Genomic DNA, 18,164 nt, shown 5'->3' with positions numbered 1-18,164 from the left:
TTGACGAATTTTGTGTATAAGTTGCACATACGAGGATTTGTACTTAATGGTTTTGACTTCACTAAGTTACTAAAAATCAACGATATGTGCAACTTTTTATATATCATTATAGCTACATTGTAATTCCGCCAACGGGTATTACTTTTTTGTCGGCATCTCGTCTGTCTTTGCAAGTTGACGTAACCGCTATGCCTGCGTTACAAAGACAAACAATCTGCTCGACAAGAAAACAAAATCTGTTTAGGCTCTAATGAACCATGTGGGTTAAACATAATAAATGGCTGTTCAGTTGATAACTTAAAGCGCAAAAACTGTTTCTATTGTATTGCGTAAAATCCTGTTTCGTTTGAACTCAAGTCGCTTTAGGCACTGCATACAATAGCGTTTAAATGATTTAAGAAGAACGTAGACTGAAATCAAACGCAAACCCTTTCAATATTATAATCTAGTGTTGCTACACACTTTTGTTAAATACGGTAATAATAATTTACAAAACATCATTGTAAAGACCACACATTCTAGCAAAAATAAACGTTAAAAACCCCGTTTTTTGTTCTTTTCAAAGCCTCCATTCTTTTATTTTTACATCAGTTTTTAGCACAAAAACGCCTTTTTGTACCATTTAGCCCTTCTATTTTGTCGCCGACTCACAAATTTTCATTCCCCAAGACTCTGATTTTAGGCGCAAAAAGACCCTTATTAGGCCTGTTTTTAACACAAAAACATATGCTTTTACACTATTATTCATATTGTAGGCTTCTTCAAAATCCGCAATAGATAGCTTTTTACTCTGCGTTTTGCAGCATTTAGCCTTGCGTTTTGCAGCAAATAGCCTTGCGTTTTGCATGAGTTAGCATGGTATTTAGTAAGAGTTAGCACTGCGTTTTGCTACAAATAGCGATTCATTTTGATGCAGTTAGCCTCTAAACTCATATAAAACACGGTTTATTTCATCAAAAATACGTTTGTCCAATATTCGCATGTTAAGTATGTTTTTCATCTAAACAAACCTTCACGAGAATTGAATATTTGCGAGCAAGTGGGCAGTTGGTTACAAATGTCGCACTCATAATGTTAAAATTTATACTTTTTATTTTACACTACAGATTTATATATCTGCATCTATGCCAATAAAACTTTAATAACGAATAATGACTCCCGTCCAAACTACCCTAAAAATGCTTTCCAAAACATGAAACTATACACTAATTGGAAGACTTAACACTAATTTGATGCATGTAGACATACTTTTTATGAATCCTTAAAGCATCACACGTTTACTTTAAAGCCCTATTTTATTTAGATACAACAAGTGCTTCAACCAAAGATTGAAATATACAGAAAGTAGCAGATATACAGGCCCTACAAGAGTTTTACTTCAGCTCCAATTGTTCTTGCAGACGTACAATCTCATCACGATATTGTGCCGCTTGAATAAAATCAAGGTCTTTAGCAGCCTGCTTCATTAACGCCGTAGTATTGGCAATACTCTTCTCTAATTGCTCTCGCGTCATACGTGCAACGATTGGATCGGCTGCAAACGCAATAGCATCAGCATTAGGTTCCACATATACACCCTCTTGCGAACGATAGGACTTGGCCGATTCTGCCCTTTGAACATTGCCAGTAAGTGCTCCCTTAATTTCTTTTACAATCTGCTGGGGCGTAATATTATGGTCGGCATTGTATTGCATCTGAATCATGCGTCGTCTAGCCGTTTCGTCAATGGTGCGTTGCATGCTCTGTGTGATAGTATCTGCATACATAATCACCTTACCATTAACGTTACGAGCAGCACGACCTGCTGTTTGTGTAAGCGAACGATGACTGCGCAAAAATCCCTCTTTGTCGGCATCGAGGATGGCAACCAGCGAAACTTCGGGCAAATCCAAGCCTTCACGCAATAGATTAACCCCCACAAGAACATCGTATTCACCTGCTCTAAGAGCATTCATTATGCGTACACGGTCGAGTGTAGCCACATCGCTATGTATATAATTGGTTTTAACCCCATGGTTGAGCAAGTATTCGGTAAGCTCCTCTGCCATGCGCTTAGTGAGTGTAGTAACCAAAACGCGCTCATTTTTCTCACTTCTATCGATTATTTCGGCCAAAAGGTCGTCAATCTGATTTTCACTAGGGCGAACAATAATTTCAGGATCAAGTAGTCCGGTGGGCCTAATTAGTTGTTCGACAACAACGCCTTCGGCCTCTCCCAGTTCGTAATCGGCAGGCGTGGCCGACACATATATCACTTGATTGATAAGACTATGAAACTCTTCAAACCTTAGAGGGCGGTTGTCGAAAGCAGCAGGCAGACGGAATCCAAACTCAACTAAATTTTGTTTTCGTGCTCTATCGCCTCCATACATTCCTCCAAGTTGAGGTACACTAACATGGCTTTCGTCAATAATCATCAGATAATCTTGCGGGAAGAAGTCGAGCAAGCAATAGGGACGTTGGCCCGGTTCTCGTCCATCAAAATAGCGTGAATAGTTTTCTATACCCGAGCAATGACCCAACTCTTTCATCATCTCCATGTCGTATTCCACTCTTTCTTTAATACGTTGAGCTTTAATACCATCACCCAATTCGTTAAAGAAATCAATTTGCTTTACCAAGTCGTCTTGAATACAACGTATGGCCCTTTCGGTTTGGTCTTTCGTTGTTACAAAAAGGTTGGCAGGATAAATTTTATATTCGTTGAAACTAGCCAGTCGATGATAAGTAAGACTGTCAACTTCTTCGATACTATCAATTTCGTCATCCCACCAAGTGATACGCAACACATTGTCACTATAGGCCATAGCCACATCCACGGTATCGCCCTTTACACGAAAATTTCCACGTTGAGGGTCGATATCGTTTCGCACATAGAGCGAATCTACCAGTTTTCTAAGAAACTCATTTCTATCTATCTGTTGACCTTTAGACAGCGAAATAATACCACTTTCCATAGCAGTGGGGCCACCCATACCATAAATACACGACACCGACGATACCACCACCACGTCTTTACGGCCCGAGAGCAAAGCCGAAACGGCGCGAAGACGCAGTTTATCAATTTCTTCATTGATGGCTAAGTCTTTTTCTATATATACATCTGTAGATGGCAAATAAGCTTCTGGTTGATAATAGTCGTAATACGATACATAATACTCCACGGCATTATCGGGGAAAAAACCTTTCATTTCCTCGTAGAGCTGTGCTGCAAGCGTTTTGTTGTGACTCAAAACAAGCGTAGGAACATTGTGTTGGGCAATGACATTGGCCATGGTAAAGGTTTTACCAGAACCAGTTACGCCCAACAAAACTTGCGACCTGTCACCCCTATCCAATCCCTCTGAAAGTTGTCTGATAGCCTCAGGCTGGTCGCCTGTTGGCTTGTATTTCGACGTTAGTTTAAATTCCATATATGCAAAATTACAAAAAAACATTCGTCCAAATAGCTAAAAATAGCATTTTACACTTTGTTAATAAGCAAAATATGTGTATTTTTGCAGTTCAAAAAACAAGAAACAAACAATGAAGAAGCCATTGCTCATCATTTCTACGGCCATTTTGCTGTTTTCAAGTTGTGCACAAGAGTTTAATCAAGTGTACAAAAGCGACAATGTGCAGTATAAGTACGAGTATGCAAAAGAGTGTTTCGCCAAAGGTAAATATGTGCGTGCGATAACCCTTTTGCAAGAACTTGTTACCCTACAAAAGGGAACAGAGAATGCGCAAGAGAGTCTTTACATGCTGGCTATGGCCGAATACAATAGTAAAGACTACGAAACTGCGGCCCAATACTTTAAGAAATACTTCCAATCGTATCCCAAAGGGAAATACGCGGAGATTGCTCAATATTACGTTGGGCAGAGTTTGTTCATGAGTACTCCTGAACCTCGTTTGGACCAATCAAGAACAATTCAGGCTATAACAGACTTTCAAACATTCCTTGACCTGTATCCCGACTCGAAATTTAAGCCACAGGCACAACAAAGACTGTTTGACCTACAAGACAAATTGGTAGAGAAAGAACTGCACTCTGCACAATTGTATTACGACCTGGGCACTTACTTTGGTAACTGCAACTATGGCGGAAACAATTATGAGGCATGTATCATCACCGCCCAAAACGCTTTGAAGGACTATCCTTATAGTAGATTGCGCGAAAATTTTGCCTTGTTGCTCATGAAAAGTAAGTTTGAGTTAGCCGAGCAAAGCATCGAGTCGAAGAAATTGGAACGTTTTCAAGATGCCGAAGACGAATGTTATGGCTTTATTAACGAGTATCCCGACTCGAAAGACAGACATTTGGCAGAGAAACTTATAGCTAAATGCAAGGAAGTTACTAAAAATTGATTAGTTATTAAAACAGTATAGGAACATTATTTTATGGATTACAAGAAGTCAAAGGCTCCGATAAATACCGTCACAAGAAACATTATGGACTTGTGTAACGATACGAACAACATTTATGAGAGCGTTGCCATCATCTCAAAGCGTGCTAACCAGATAAGCGTTGAGATTAAACAAGACTTGAACAAGAAGCTTCAAGAGTTTGCCTCATATAACGACACTCTAGAAGAGGTGTTCGAAAACCGCGAACAAATTGAAATTTCGCGCTACTACGAGAAGCTTCCCAAACCCACATTGCTAGCTACTCAAGAGTTTATTGATGATAGCATTTACTGGCGCGACCCCTCTAAAGAGGCCCAACAGATTGACTAATGTGGCAGCGTAAACAAACTGTGTTCATGGTGATGGCCATCGCTTTCACCGTGGCATGCCTCTGTTTGCCCATTGCTCACTTTACGCCTAAGGGCATGGGGCTGGATGCGGAAATGTTCAACCTATGGATTCGAACTCCCGAAGGTGGGGTAAGCATGCAATCAAGCGCATTGTTTGGCGTACTAATACTTACAGCTACTATCGGCGCTTGGACTATTGGAGGATTTCGCAACAGACCTCGACAAGCTAAATTGTGCGTGGTAAACATGCTGCTGATAGTTGTTTGGTATGCGCTTGCTGCCTTCTATGCATTGTACGTAGGCTTTCGTGATTACCTAGTGCATGCTAACATAGCTGTTTGCTTTCCATTCGTTGCCATGATATTTTATTGGATGGCGCGAAGAGGTATTCTTGCAGACGAGAAATTGGTAAAGGCAGCAGATAGAATTAGATAACACCTGCTAAGGAATAAGTTGTTTTTAAAACCTAAAATAGAGAAAGGGGAAGCAGCCAATGCGTTGCTTCCCCTTTCTTATTAAGGTGTTTGAATTATTGATGCTCGGGCCTTAAAAGGTCGTTCACCGTCTTAACAGGATTGAATGTAGACAGGGGCACTTCTACAAACACCGTATTCCAATCGCTCATTGCACCATTCCACAAGCCTGGAAGCTCTAAGGCCTTTAGCTGTTTACCATTCTTGCTTTTCGAACTAATAAAACCTGTGTTATGGTCAACAAAGTCTGGCAAGTGGAAAGCATTGCCACGATAATCGCGAATACCACAAACAAGGTCAACAGGATTGAAGTGTGTACCTTCTTTAAAGGCCTTAACATATTCGGCATTATTGCTATCTATCTGACTGCTCTCAAGAATTTGCAGACTAATCGTTCCATCTTGATTGTAAGTAAGGAATGGACCGCCACCGGGTTCGCCAACATTCTTAACCATACCACATACACGTATGGGGCGATTAAACTTCTTACGTAGATATTCGGCCAACGTATTATCGTCTAGTTCGGCCACATCTTTGCGCACACAGCAAAGTTGCTTCTCTAAGAAAAGCAACATCTCGTTAAGTTGTTCTCGTGTGCAACCACCCTTATCAAGCATCAGCAAGTACCTAAATGCTTGTTTTTGTAGCTCGACAAGAATACCTCCAAGCAGTTTTTTATAAGTAACAGTATCTCCTTTTAGTTTATCGGGCACAACGTTATCAATATTCTTGATAAACACAACATCACCTTCTACATCGTTTAAATTCTGAATAAGTGCGCCATGTCCACCAGGACGGAAGAGCAGCGAACCATCTTCGTTTCTGAAAGGGGTGTTATCGGGGTTTACTGCAATTGTATCAGTAGACGGTTTTTGTTCAGAGAACGACACGTTAAGACGTGTATTATAAAGTTTCTCATATTTCTCGACCTTTTCGGCAACCTTATTTTTGAAGAGTTGGAGATGGTCGTGAGAAACCGTGAAATGAACATTCGCTTCTCCATTAGAGGCAGCATAAAGTGCAGCTTCAACAAGATGTTCCTCTAGTGGTGTACGTGGTTCGTCTTCATAATTATGAAAAAGCAGCAAACCTTTTGGCAAATTGCCATAGTTGAGTCCTTCTTCGCCTAAGAGATGCGCCACAACCTCTTTGTACTTACCCGCCTCTTTAAGGTCGCAAACACTACATTGCGTATCAGCCTTGCAGGCATTGCAAAGGGCTTTTCTAAAAGCAAAAAGACGCGTATTGTCGAAAAATTCTTTTTCGAAAGCAGTAGTAGGCTCGTCATAGCTTGCATCGAGAAAGGCGAAGAGGTCTTTGAACATTCTACTTGCGGCGCCTGAAGCAGGCACAAACTTAACAACCTTGCGACCTTCAGCTTGATAACGTTCCCAGGAAGCTAAATAAGCATTGCGCTCTTCAGCATCAGGAGCCATTATACCGCCGTTCTCAATGGAAGCGGCAGCCTGCAGTTTAAGGTAAGGAAAACCATTGCGTTGCTGCTCCATCTGATGATTCACCACGGCCTCGCTTATACCGAGACGCTCTATTTGCTGCAAATCTTGTTTTGTTAACATAATATTTAGGTTTTGTGTTGATTATACAAAGTGCTGAACAAATGTAACAACTTTCCTGCTAAATAAGAAATTATTGGGCTACTTTTTTGTAACTTTGCAATTAAGGTATGTGCGTGGACACACCTTATATTATATAATAGGCACGAATGGAGGGCTTAAGTGGATGCTTGTTGACACGTATCAGAATTAGCAAATATTATGGAGAGTGGCGAATGTGCAAAAAAAATGCAACGCCTAGAACCAACAACGAGCCCTCCAACCAACATGAGCCAATAAGACACAAAATGTAGAAAGGATTGCACATGGAAGAAAAACTCTTTTTTACTACCGAAGAAAAAGAATTGGCCTGCGGCCTCTTGTCTAAGCTGTTGGCAAACGAAGCCAACGGCTTTCAACCTAACGATGCAGAGCAATTGCGCCAAGTTATCGAAGATTATATTCACTCGGGTATGCTGCAACGCAACATCTTTGGTCTTAATCCTATTGTACATGCGTTGCAAACAGCAGAAATAGCGTTCGAAGAAATTGGTTTGAAGCGTGATGCCATTATCGCTATCCTGCTTTACACAGGCGTAGTCGCTGGGCTTAGCGACATAGAGCAAGTAGAAAAACACTATGGACATTCTGTAGCGCAAATAATTCGAGGTCTGGTTAAAGTGCAGGAGTTATACAAACGAACACCTGTGATAGAGAGCGAGAACTTTAGAAACTTGCTTATCTCTTTTGCTGAAGACATGCGGGTTATACTTATCATGATTGCCGACCGCGTTAACCTGATGCGACAAGTGCGCGACACTTACAACGAAGAAGCACGCTTGGAGGCTGCTCAAGAGGCTAGTTACCTCTATGCTCCACTTGCACACAAGCTGGGGTTGTACAAATTGAAAAGCGAACTGGAAGACTTAAGTCTTAAATATTTGGAGCACGATGCCTATTACATGATTAAGGATAAGCTAAACGCCACAAAAAAGTCGCGCGATAGCTACATCGAACGCTTTATATCGCCCATCCAAAAGCAGCTTGAAGAGGCGGGTTTGCATTTTCACATGAAAGGAAGAACCAAAAGCATTCATTCCATTTGGCAAAAAATGAAGAAGCAAAAGTGCAACTTCGAGGGTATTTACGACCTTTTTGCCATACGCATCATTATCGATTCTCCAGTTGATAAAGAAAAAATACAATGTTGGCAGGCTTACTCTATCGTAACGGATATGTACATGCCAAACCCAAAACGCCTGCGCGATTGGCTTAGTGTGCCTAAAAGTAATGGTTACGAAAGTTTGCATATCACGGTGTTAGGACCCGAAAACAAGTGGGTTGAAGTGCAAATTCGAACCGAAAGAATGGACGAAATAGCAGAAAAGGGTCTGGCTGCGCATTGGCGCTACAAAGGGATAAAGGGAGAAAGTGGCATAGACGAATGGCTTTCGAACATCAGAGCTGCATTAGAAAACAACGACGATTTGCAGTTGATGGACCAATTCAAAATGGGATTGTATGAAGACGAGGTGTTTGTGTTCACGCCTAAAGGTGAATTGCTAAAGTTTCCAAAAGGTGCAAACATCTTAGACTTTGCTTATCGTATACATTCGGGTATCGGAAATAAGTGCGTAGGTGGCAAAATCAATGGCAAAAACGTTTCGTTTAGAGCCGAAATGAAGTCGGGAGACGAGGTTGAAGTGATTACGCAGAGCAATCAAACACCTAAGCAAGAATGGGTAAACATTGTTAAGACCCCACGTGCAAAAGCTAAAATAAAACTGGCACTAAAAGAAACCATCGCCAAAGACACAATCTATGCTAAGGAGTTGCTGGAAAGAAGACTCAAAAATAGGAAAATTGAGTTAGACGAAACAACCATGATGCACCTGATTAAGCGTATGGGCTTTAAGGTGGCTACGGATTTCTATAAGCAAATAGCCGACGAGAAGCTCGATGTTAACGAGGTTATTGAGAAGTATATTGCCGTTCGTGACTACGACCAAAATATCAATACACCCCAAACGGTTAGGAGTGCCACCGAGTTTAGCTATGATAATCCCGATGAGGAGATTGCACGTAGCAATGAAGATGTCCTTGTTATCGACAGAAATTTGAAAGGGGTTGACTATTCGTTGGCAAAATGCTGCCAGCCTATCTATGGCGATGAGGTGTTTGGATTCGTTACTGTTAGTGGAGGAATTAAGATACATCGCTGCACCTGCCCTAATGCACCCGAGCTGCGTAAACGCTTTGGATACCGTATTGTGAAAGCCCGGTGGAGTGGAAAGAGTGCAGGACAATATAGCATCACTATTAAAGTGGTGGGAAACGACGACCTCGGCATCGTGAACAACATCACAAGTATCATATCGAAAGAAGAAAAAATCGTGATGCGCTCTATCAATATTGATTCGCACGATGGCCTTTTTGATGGTACAATCGTTGTGCAACTAGAGGACGTTACAAAACTTGAGGCACTGATGAAAAAACTTAGAACCGTTAGAGGAGTTAAACAAGTGTCGCGCTTATAATAAACTTATTCACTTAACAACAGCATGAAGCGAACGGCAATCGAAGACAGTGCAAGCTAATAGTCTTGCAAATAAATTGCTTAGGCTTGCCGTTCGTTTTAATAATAACATCGTATAAAACAGTAAAATGAAGAAACATGACTTAAGAATTGTTTTCATGGGCACACCCGAGTTTGCCGTGCAGTCGCTTAAACTGCTTGTAGATGGCGGATATAACGTGGTGGCCGTGGTTACTCAACCCGATAAGCCAGTTGGTAGACATGGCTCTATACTTCAAGCTCCTGCTGTAAAGCAATATGCACTGTCTAAATCAATACCTGTACTGCAACCCGAACGCATGAAAGATGAGAAGTTCCTAGCTCAATTGCGTGCTTTCAATGCTCATTTGCAAGTTGTTGTTGCCTTTCGCATGCTTCCTAAGCAAGTGTGGGATATGCCAGCGTTCGGCACTTTCAATGTACATGCAGCGTTATTGCCACAGTATCGGGGGGCAGCCCCTATCAATTGGGCTGTTATCAATGGCGAAACAGAAACAGGTGTCACCACTTTCTTCCTTGACGAAAATATTGATACGGGTAGAATTATCGACTATAAACGTCTTGCTATACCTGATGATGCCAACGTTGAATGGGTGTACGACCATCTAATGAGACTCGGAGCTGAACTGTGTATTGAAACGGTTGACCGCATTTTGCAGCAAGACGGAAAACTTGAGACCACACAACAGCCTGAAGACCAGCCACTGAAGCATGCTCCAAAGATATTTAAAGAGACTTGCCAAATAGATTGGAATCTACCCGTAAAGCGCATTTACGACTTTATTCGCGGACTAAGTCCGTACCCTGGCGCGTGGACTGAAATTGCCAAGAACGACGAACAGGAGAATAACAAACCGCAAGTGCTGAAGATTTATAGTGCAAACAAAACCCAAATGCCTGCAAAAGCAAACCCAGGAACTTTCGTAGTGGAAGCAAACCGTCTATATATTTGCACCGCCGACAACCTACTTGAGCTGCAAGAAATACAAATGGCAGGAAAGAAACGTATGAGCAGCCGAGACTTCCTAAACGGAACGCGCGAGGCCAATAGCTTTCATGCTATCAGCAAGTGAATAAAGCGTCCCATTTTCACAGTTAAATAAAACGCTGTTTTACTTGGGGCAAACATATTTTTATTATATATTTGCAAGTTGAACAGATAAACAACATCATGACAAGAGAAGAAGACATTAAGAAAGCTGTTGAAGTGTTGAGAAAAGGCGGTGTTATACTCTACCCCACTGATACGGTTTGGGGTATCGGATGCGACGCTACTAACGCCGAAGCTGTGGCCAAAGTGTACCAGATAAAACAACGCGACGACTCCAAGGCAATGATTTGCCTTGTGGATTCGGCCATGCGCATGCAACGCTATGTTAGAAATGTACCTAACGTGGCATGGGATTTGGTGGAGCTTGCCACTAAACCCACAACGCTAATTCTTGACGATGCCGTTAATCTAGCGCCAAATCTCATTGCCGAAGACGGGTCGGTGGCATTGCGAGTAACAGCCGAACCGTTTTCAAAAGAATTGTGTTATCGTTTTCAAAAGGCCTTGGTAAGCACCAGTGCAAATATTAGTGGCCAACCTGCAGCCTCTAATTATAAAGATATTAGTGAAGAATTGCTCAATGCAGTTGACTATGTGTGCTGGTCTCGCCGACAAGAACACAAGCCACATACACCAAGTTGTATCATCAAACTTAACAAAGACGGTGAAGTAACGGTGATTCGCAAATAACAAACGCACGATTTGAACGCAACAGACAAGTCTAAGAGATGGATACAACAATAGAACATGAAGACAAATCAGTGATTGGTAGGTTTACCAAATGGCGCATCGAACACCTTTCTACAAGGCAGTTCACACTCATCCTTTCGTTTTTCGTGGGGGTGTTTGCAGCTATTGCAGCCTTCTTTCTTCATTGGCTTATCAAGCAAATTCAAATGTTGCTAACCGAGGGCTTCACCATTTCGTCTATCAACTGGTTGTATCTTGTCTTTCCCGTTGTGGGTATTTACCTTACTTCTCTATTCATTAGGCATGTGGTTAAGGATAATATCTCACACGGTATTACGCGTGTGCTCTATGCTATTTCTTCCAAACGCGCCCGACTAAAAGGACATAATTGCTGGTCGTCTGTTATCGCTTCTGCTATAACCATCGGCTTTGGTGGCTCGGTTGGTGCTGAAGCTCCTATTGTATTAACAGGTTCGGCCATTGGCTCCAACCTCGGACAGCTGTTTAAACTGGACAACCGCACCATGATTTTGCTTGTTGGATGCGGTGCATCGGCTGCCATTGCAGGTATTTATAAAGCGCCAATAGCAGGACTTGTGTTCACCCTGGAGGTCCTAATGGTAGACCTAACCATGGCTTCTCTCCTTCCTATTCTCATTGCTTGTGTAACTGCCACTTGTTTCACTTATATCTTTGTGGGTAGCGATTCGATGTTTACGTTCCACATCGACGGCGAATGGGTGATTGAGCGTGTACCTGCCAGCGTTCTCTTTGGCATCTTTTGTGGTATGATTAGTCTTTACTTCATGCGCACAATGACAGCATGCGAAAACATGTTTGGCAAGATGAAAGAGCGTCCCTATCAGCGTTTGATTGTGGGAGGAGTTATTCTAAGCTCACTAATCTTTATCTTTCCTTCACTTTATGGCGAGGGATTAAGTTCGGTAAACATACTCCTTAATGGTAACACTGAAGCTGATTGGAGCGAAATTCTTAACAATTCGCTATTCTATGGTCACAACAACCTACTGGTGGTTTACGTAGGACTGGTGCTTTTCACCAAAGTTTTCGCCACATCTGCCACTAATGGTAGTGGTGGTTGCGGTGGAACGTTTGCTCCTTCATTGTTTATTGGTGGATTTGGTGGCTTTTTCTTCGCCCGTTTATGGAACATCTACAACATTGGTGTATATATTCCCGAGAAAAATTTCACGCTTCTTGGCATGGCTGGCGTAATGGCTGGCGTGATGCACTCACCTCTTACGGGCATATTTCTCATTGCTGAAATAACAGGAGGGTACCAATTACTACTGCCATTGATGATTGTTTGTATTAGTTCGTACCTCACTATCAACATCTTTGAGCCACATAGCATTTACGGTATGCGACTTGCTCGCGAGGGAAAACTTATCACTCACAATACAGATAAGTCTATTCTTACCTTAATGAGCATGGAAAGCATTATTGATAAGAACTACACGGCCGTTAATCCAGAAATGCCTTTGGGCAAACTAGTCTACGTCATTAGTCGCAGTCACACAAGCTTTATCCCTGTTTTGGACCACGCTGGCCAACTCATTGGCGAGATAGATGTAACCAAGATTAGGCACATTATGTTCCGAACAGAGTTATATCATAAATTCAGTGTCGCACAAATTATGTGTCCAACACCTGCCGTTCTTGGAAGAAACGACCCAATGGAAGAGGTGATGAACAAGTTTGATAAAACAGATGCCACTTACTTGCCTGTGGTAGATGCAAACAACGAACTACAAGGTTTCATATCGCGTACACGCATGTATGCAATGTATCGTAAAATGGTGGCCGACTTCTCAACTGAGTAAAGGAATTGTTATGGAGTAAAGAGAATAGCTTATATGGTTGTAAACTCATAAGGCTATAAGTTAGCGAGAATGTGAGGTTATATGGTATTACCATATGAAATCCAAAACTCGGAAGTTTATCAATCAGTAAAATTGTAATATTTATAAGGTTGTGAGTTAATAAGTTTGTAGGATGATGGTGTTCTTCAGTTTTGTGCTTGTTGCCGATTATAATTTAACTCGTAAACTCGCGCACGTACCATACTTGTTTTTATCAATTTATCAACCGATATATTAGTCAGATAATTATTGTTTCTCCGAACATTTAACATTTTAATTAAGATGAAAAAAGAAAAGTTTTTTGGTTATGTAGGATGGGTGGGGATGTGTACATCCGTCCTTATGTACGTATTTTATTTTCCACAGATACAGGATAATTTAAACGGCAACAAGGGCTCGTTTATTCAGCCTTTCATGGCAGGAATCAACTGCACGCTATGGGTTTGTTATGGTTTGTTCAAAGAAAAGCGCGATCTTCCTTTAGTATTAGCCAATTCTCCAGGGGTTATTTTCGGGTTCTTCGCTGCGTTCACTGCCCTATAACAAAATTCTAGAGTTGTTATGAGCTTGTAAGTTGTCGAGTTGATGAGGTTGCAGACTATTTTAGAAAACGTAAACCTTTAACCTCTTTAGCTTACTAACTCATAATTTTGTCAATTTATTAACTATTCACTAGTTAGTGCTCCCTTAAAAACTATATTTCAGCATAAAGCTTGTACTGACAAGCTCTATGCTGATTCTTTTTATAAGGTACAAAAGAGCTCTCATAGCTCTTTTGAAGTTATATGCTGCAGCAGCTAAATACATTGATAGCATCTCCTTTCACACCCTAAAACAACACCGCATAAACCTACGAACCCTACACTCTGTTCAACCCAATTTGTCTACTCGTTTGAAACCAGCTTAAATTCGTGTAAAACAATAATGGCTGAACACCATTTATTGAGTTCAGCCATTATATATTATAACAGCAAAATGTTGCTAGATACGTATGTTATATTTTATTCTATAAGCCTCTTATTATTTAATATTAGGCTCTTCCAGACCATAACCTTTCTTGCGGTCTACAACACGCAAGTACAATCCAAGTAGTAAAGCTACCAAGCCAAGCATAGCAAGCATCAACAAAGGATTGGTGTAGTTGTAAGACGTTGCTGCTTCGGCTGGCGACATCGTACCAGCTTCAAGGCTTTGAACAATGTCAGGATTCGAAGCTTTCAATATCTTACCAATCAGCAATGGGAAAAGCCATAGCCCTATGTTCTGAATCCAGAATATTAAAGCATAAGCAGAACCAATGATTTTGCTGTCTACCAACTTAGGAACAGATGGCCACAACGATGCTGGCACCAAAGAGAAGCTAGCTCCAAGAATAAGAATGGTGACGAAAGCAAGACTTACACCGCCTATTTCATTGCCTTTAAGCTGTGGAAGAAGGAATGCAAATGTAAGGTGGCAAACGATAAGAAGCACACTTCCCAACACCAACATAGAGGCTGCTTTACCCTTATGATCAACGTATTTACCCAGAATAGGGGTGATACCTACAGCTAAAAGTGGGAATACAGCGAAAATTGCTTCGGCTGATTGACGTTTGTAGGCAATGTAGCAATAGCATATAAGGAATACAAACGACACGAGAAGAAGTCCATATTTCAACGATGCTTTCTTGCTGAAATTACTTATAAAAGCTGTAGCAGCAATAGTAATCATCACGAAATATTGAATCAACGTTACACTATTTGAAGCCCAGAAGTCACCTTCTGCCAATTGCGTAAACGTTAGATTGCATTGAAGCATGTTAACTGCATACTTTTGGAAGGGGAAAATGGCCGAATAATAGAGCACACAAAGTAATGCTACGACCCAGAAACCTTGACTACGCAAGATTTGACCAATATCTGAGATACGGAAAGGATCATCTTTCTCTTCGGCTTCACCTGTTTGTGCATCTAGTTTCTTATCCATGAAGAAGTAAACTACAAACATAATCAAAGCAATCATCAACAATATAAGTCCGAAAGCGGCAGAACGAGATACGTCTACTTTTCCAAACAAACGAGCGAAAACAGGAGAGAATATCATACAAGTGGCAACGCCAAGGCGTGCAAGGGCCATCTCTGAACCCATTGCCAAAGCCACTTCTTTGCCCTTAAACCATTTTACAATACCACGAGAAACGGTAATACCAGCCATCTCGGCTCCGCAACCGAATATCATAAAACCAATAGAGGCCAACTTAGCTGAAGCAGGCATACCAGCATAAAATGGCGAAACACCCAACTCATCGAACAAAGGAATGTAATTAAGGTGGTTCGAAAACCAGGTTTCGAGTGACGAACCCATGAACGATTCGGTAACTGCATACCAGTTGATGCAAGCTCCTGTGAGCATAACCAGACCCGAAAGGATGGCTGTAAAGCGCACGCCCATCTTGTCGAGGATAATACCTGCAATGATAAGGAAGAAGATAAACACGTTAAGGAACGTTTCTGAACCGGCATAAGTACCAAAGGCTGTAGAGTCCCAACCACGTGTAGATTCCATCAAGTCCTTAATGGGCGATAGAATATCCATAAAAATGTACGCGAAAAACATGGCCATAGCCAAAAGCAACAAGGCTGTCCAGCGGGCTGCAGCTGAATCGCGTAAAGTGCCTGTTGCATTGTTGTTTGTTGTCATAGATATTTATATTTTTTCGTTGGTAATAGTTTCTCGCATTTAAAAGTTGCCCCCACCCTCTCTTAAGTTTAAGAGAGGGTGGATTTCTTATTATATAATGTGCGATAAAGCTGTTTTAAAAGATTTTACTATATAAAAGTGCATGCCACTTGTCCACGAACAATCCACATTTAGAATGAATAGGTGGACCAAACTCCAATGAAAGTGGTGTTTCAACTTAGCTATTCTGCCCTTCTTCAATGTTGAGTCTCTGAATTAAAATACAGCAGAGCAAAGTTTGAAGACAGAAAAACACTTCTTTCAAAAGCGATTACGGCAAAATATCACTACGATCTTATTACTTCAACCATCTGTCTAGCCACTCAAAGAATGTGCGTTGCCACAACACACCATTCTGAGGTTTAAGCACCCAGTGGTTTTCATCAGGGAAGATAAGCAATTCAGCAGGGATGCCTTTCATGCGAGCAGCATTAAACGCACTCATACCTTGTGTTGCGTTAATACGATAATCTTTCTCACCATGAATGCAAAGGATAGGCGTATCCCACTTATCGATAAAACGATGTGGTGAGTTTTCGTATGTGCGCTTTGCATTGACAGTAAGGTCTTTGTTCCAATAAGCGTCATCGTATTCCCAGTTAGAGAACCAGTTTTCTTCTGTCTCGGTGTACATTGCTTCAAGATTAAATGCACCATCGTGCGAGATAAAAGCCTTGAAACGCTTGTCATGATGTCCGGCTAAGTAGTAAACGCTGAAACCACCAAAGCTAGCTCCCACGCAACCCAGACGGTCTTTGTCTACAAAAGGCAAGTTCTCTACAGCATCGTCAACGGCAGCCAAATAGTCTTTCATACATAAACCTGTCCAATCACCCGATATTTCTTCGTTCCATTCAGAACCAAAACCAGGCAAGCCACGACGGTTTGGAGCAATAACAACATAACCATTGGCAGCCATAATTTGGAAATTCCATCGATAACTCCAGAATTGGCTAACAGGACTTTGTGGGCCACCTTCGCAGAAAAGTAATGCAGGATATTTCTTATTTGGATCGAAATGTGGCGGAAGAATAATCCAAACCAACTCTTTTTTGCCATCAACGGTATTAACCCAACGCTGTTGCACCTTACCCATTTCGAGCTGATCAAAGATATGTTTGTTTTCGTCGGTTATCTGTTTTGCCTCTGATTTCTTTTCTTTCTTCGAAGGCGTAACCACAAACAGCTCGTCTGGGTGCGAATAACTATGGCGCATTGCTAGCAACTTACCTGTATTGCCCAAAAGTTGAACCGATGCATAATCGTGCCATCCATCTGTTAGTTGCATCACTTTACCTGTCAAATTGGTTTGATACATGTTCACACAACCGTGCCAAACGCCAATAAAGTACAACGTTTGCGAGTTAGCTGCCCAGCAATAATCGTCAACATTAGAGTCGAAAGCTTCTGTAACATAGCGTTTTTCGCCTGTAGCAAGTGTATAAACACACAGACGATTTCTGTCGCTTTCATATCCATCATTCTTCATACTCTGCCAAGCAACATATTTTCCATCGGGCGAGAATTTGGGATTGGTATCGTAACCAACGTTATAATCCTTGTTTTGATGATTTACTGCTTGATTCTTAAGCGTCTTCGTTGCATCAACTGCTGGAGCTTTATAGTCGGCTGGCTTACACAAATTGGTTGTTTTACCAGTAGCCAGATTGTACAAGAAAATATCAGAGTCAGTAGAAATAGAGTATTCGCGACCCGTTTTTTTTCTGCATGTATAAGCAATTGTTTTCGAATCAGGACTCCAAGCCAACTGCTCAACACCTCCAAATGGCTCCATCGGACATTCGTATGGTTCACCCTCAAGCAAGTCTTTGCCTGCAGTTATGCCATCAGCCAATACATCAGCCACAAAGGGATGCTGAATACTTTCAACATAGTGATCCCAGTGACGGTACATTAAGTCGGTTACTTTTCTTCCTGTTGCTTTAGGCAGATCAGATGGATTAGCCTGGATAACTCCTGTATATTTCAAAGATTTGATAAGAATAACTTTCTTTCCATCAGGTGAAAACTTAAATCCTTCGATATCAATATCGCTATTGGTAAGTTGCTTTCTTCCTGAGCCATCAGCGTTCATGCTCCACAGCTGTCCTTTTGTAAGGAAGGCAATGCGTTGTCCGTTCTCGATCCATACAGCGTCTGTTTCATTATCAGCCGTTGTGGTAAGCTGCTTTTTGTTAGTTCCATCGGCGTTAGACACAAAGAGCATTTGATGGCCTTTATTTTCTTGCACACTATAATACGCCACCCTATACAGCACCATTTTGCCATCGGGAGAAGCTTGTGCATCACCAATACGACCCATAGCCCATAAAGCTTCTGGAGTCATCAGGTCGCTTTTAAGTTTAATTTCATTTTTGCCGATCACGGTTTGTCCATTTGAATTCGGCACGACAGCGAGTATAGCCATCGCTGCCAAGGCGAGAGATTTCTTCATAGGTTTTTAGTACTTTTAATTCCT

Annotated in this window: 12 protein-coding genes and 2 pseudogenes; 8 read left to right on the top strand and 6 right to left on the bottom strand. The window is 41.5% G+C overall.

Annotation, left to right across the window (positions count from 1 at the left end; all coding sequences use genetic code 11):
- Together QME03_RS11855 and uvrB are read right to left on the bottom strand one after the other, a co-directional pair.
- A pseudogene (locus tag QME03_RS11855) lies at positions 1-107 on the bottom strand (IS982 family transposase); the annotation flags it as partial.
- Positions 108-1,373: 1,266 nt separating this feature from the next.
- Positions 1,374-3,413 carry an excinuclease ABC subunit UvrB gene (gene uvrB / locus QME03_RS07590; RefSeq protein ID WP_281723968.1) on the bottom strand — a complete coding sequence of 680 codons (2,040 nt, stop codon included), beginning with the start codon at positions 3,411-3,413 and terminating at the stop codon, positions 1,374-1,376.
- Positions 3,414-3,525: 112 nt separating this feature from the next.
- Between uvrB and QME03_RS07585 the strand changes: the two genes are divergently transcribed.
- Genes QME03_RS07585 through QME03_RS07575 form a run of 3 tightly spaced genes read left to right on the top strand, consistent with a single transcriptional unit; the run spans position 3,526 to position 5,174 of the window.
- On the top strand, positions 3,526-4,350 hold the full coding sequence (locus QME03_RS07585; RefSeq protein ID WP_025817125.1) for an outer membrane protein assembly factor BamD: 825 nt from the start codon (positions 3,526-3,528) through the stop codon (positions 4,348-4,350).
- A gap of 33 nt (positions 4,351-4,383) precedes the next feature.
- Positions 4,384-4,719 (top strand): DNA-directed RNA polymerase subunit omega, encoded by a 336-nt coding sequence (locus QME03_RS07580; RefSeq protein ID WP_281723967.1) that lies wholly within the window; start codon positions 4,384-4,386, stop codon positions 4,717-4,719.
- A complete protein-coding gene (locus QME03_RS07575) occupies positions 4,719-5,174 on the top strand; it encodes a DUF4293 domain-containing protein (protein ID WP_281723966.1) in 456 nt (151 codons plus the stop codon). The genes QME03_RS07580 and QME03_RS07575 overlap by 1 nt, the downstream gene beginning before the upstream one ends.
- Before the next feature lie 94 nt (positions 5,175-5,268).
- Here QME03_RS07575 and QME03_RS07570 read toward each other — a convergent pair whose 3' ends face one another.
- Positions 5,269-6,789 (bottom strand): DUF4301 family protein, encoded by a 1,521-nt coding sequence (locus tag QME03_RS07570; protein ID WP_281723965.1) that lies wholly within the window; start codon positions 6,787-6,789, stop codon positions 5,269-5,271.
- Between the two features lie 302 nt (positions 6,790-7,091).
- Between QME03_RS07570 and QME03_RS07565 the strand changes: the two genes are divergently transcribed.
- From QME03_RS07565 to QME03_RS07545, 5 genes are all read left to right on the top strand, one after another.
- Positions 7,092-9,302, top strand: a complete 2,211-nt coding sequence (locus tag QME03_RS07565) for a RelA/SpoT family protein (protein ID WP_281723964.1) — start codon at positions 7,092-7,094, stop codon at positions 9,300-9,302.
- A gap of 127 nt (positions 9,303-9,429) precedes the next feature.
- Positions 9,430-10,413 carry a methionyl-tRNA formyltransferase gene (fmt, locus tag QME03_RS07560; protein WP_281723963.1) on the top strand — a complete coding sequence of 328 codons (984 nt, stop codon included), beginning with the start codon at positions 9,430-9,432 and terminating at the stop codon, positions 10,411-10,413.
- Positions 10,414-10,511: 98 nt separating this feature from the next.
- On the top strand, positions 10,512-11,081 hold the full coding sequence (locus QME03_RS07555) for an L-threonylcarbamoyladenylate synthase (protein WP_025817134.1): 570 nt from the start codon (positions 10,512-10,514) through the stop codon (positions 11,079-11,081).
- Positions 11,082-11,119: 38 nt separating this feature from the next.
- Positions 11,120-12,925 (top strand): chloride channel protein, encoded by a 1,806-nt coding sequence (locus tag QME03_RS07550; protein ID WP_281723962.1) that lies wholly within the window; start codon positions 11,120-11,122, stop codon positions 12,923-12,925.
- A 321-nt stretch (positions 12,926-13,246) separates the two neighbouring features.
- Positions 13,247-13,507: a SemiSWEET family transporter gene (locus QME03_RS07545; RefSeq protein ID WP_025817138.1), complete on the top strand. Its 261-nt coding sequence runs from the start codon at positions 13,247-13,249 to the stop codon at positions 13,505-13,507.
- A gap of 144 nt (positions 13,508-13,651) precedes the next feature.
- Here the strand turns inward: QME03_RS07545 and QME03_RS07540 are convergent.
- The 3 genes and pseudogenes from QME03_RS07540 to dpp5 all read right to left on the bottom strand — a co-directional run.
- A pseudogene (locus QME03_RS07540) lies at positions 13,652-13,793 on the bottom strand (IS5/IS1182 family transposase); the annotation flags it as partial.
- A gap of 191 nt (positions 13,794-13,984) precedes the next feature.
- Positions 13,985-15,646, bottom strand: coding sequence for an MFS transporter (locus QME03_RS07535; RefSeq protein ID WP_281723961.1), 1,662 nt, complete (start codon positions 15,644-15,646; stop codon positions 13,985-13,987).
- Between the two features lie 337 nt (positions 15,647-15,983).
- A complete protein-coding gene (gene dpp5 / locus QME03_RS07530) occupies positions 15,984-18,140 on the bottom strand; it encodes a dipeptidyl-peptidase Dpp5 (protein ID WP_281723960.1) in 2,157 nt (718 codons plus the stop codon).
- Positions 18,141-18,164: the final 24 nt, after the last annotated feature.

Source organism: Hoylesella shahii (genome assembly GCF_937990675.1).
In the GTDB taxonomy this organism is placed as follows: Bacteria; Bacteroidota; Bacteroidia; order Bacteroidales; family Bacteroidaceae; genus Prevotella; species Prevotella shahii.
This window is presented reverse-complemented; position numbering and strand designations above follow the sequence as displayed.

Coding starts and splice junctions, on each gene's coding strand:
- QME03_RS07550 (WP_281723962.1), top strand. CDS start 11,120: ATGGATACAACAATAGAACATGAAGACAAATCAGTGATTGGTAGGTTT.
- dpp5 (WP_281723960.1), bottom strand. CDS start 18,140: ATGAAGAAATCTCTCGCCTTGGCAGCGATGGCTATACTCGCTGTCGTG.
- QME03_RS07545 (WP_025817138.1), top strand. CDS start 13,247: ATGAAAAAAGAAAAGTTTTTTGGTTATGTAGGATGGGTGGGGATGTGT.
- QME03_RS07535 (WP_281723961.1), bottom strand. CDS start 15,646: ATGACAACAAACAACAATGCAACAGGCACTTTACGCGATTCAGCTGCA.
- QME03_RS07570 (WP_281723965.1), bottom strand. CDS start 6,789: ATGTTAACAAAACAAGATTTGCAGCAAATAGAGCGTCTCGGTATAAGC.
- QME03_RS07585 (WP_025817125.1), top strand. CDS start 3,526: ATGAAGAAGCCATTGCTCATCATTTCTACGGCCATTTTGCTGTTTTCA.
- QME03_RS07555 (WP_025817134.1), top strand. CDS start 10,512: ATGACAAGAGAAGAAGACATTAAGAAAGCTGTTGAAGTGTTGAGAAAA.
- uvrB (WP_281723968.1), bottom strand. CDS start 3,413: ATGGAATTTAAACTAACGTCGAAATACAAGCCAACAGGCGACCAGCCT.
- fmt (WP_281723963.1), top strand. CDS start 9,430: ATGAAGAAACATGACTTAAGAATTGTTTTCATGGGCACACCCGAGTTT.
- QME03_RS07580 (WP_281723967.1), top strand. CDS start 4,384: ATGGATTACAAGAAGTCAAAGGCTCCGATAAATACCGTCACAAGAAAC.
- QME03_RS07575 (WP_281723966.1), top strand. CDS start 4,719: ATGTGGCAGCGTAAACAAACTGTGTTCATGGTGATGGCCATCGCTTTC.
- QME03_RS07565 (WP_281723964.1), top strand. CDS start 7,092: ATGGAAGAAAAACTCTTTTTTACTACCGAAGAAAAAGAATTGGCCTGC.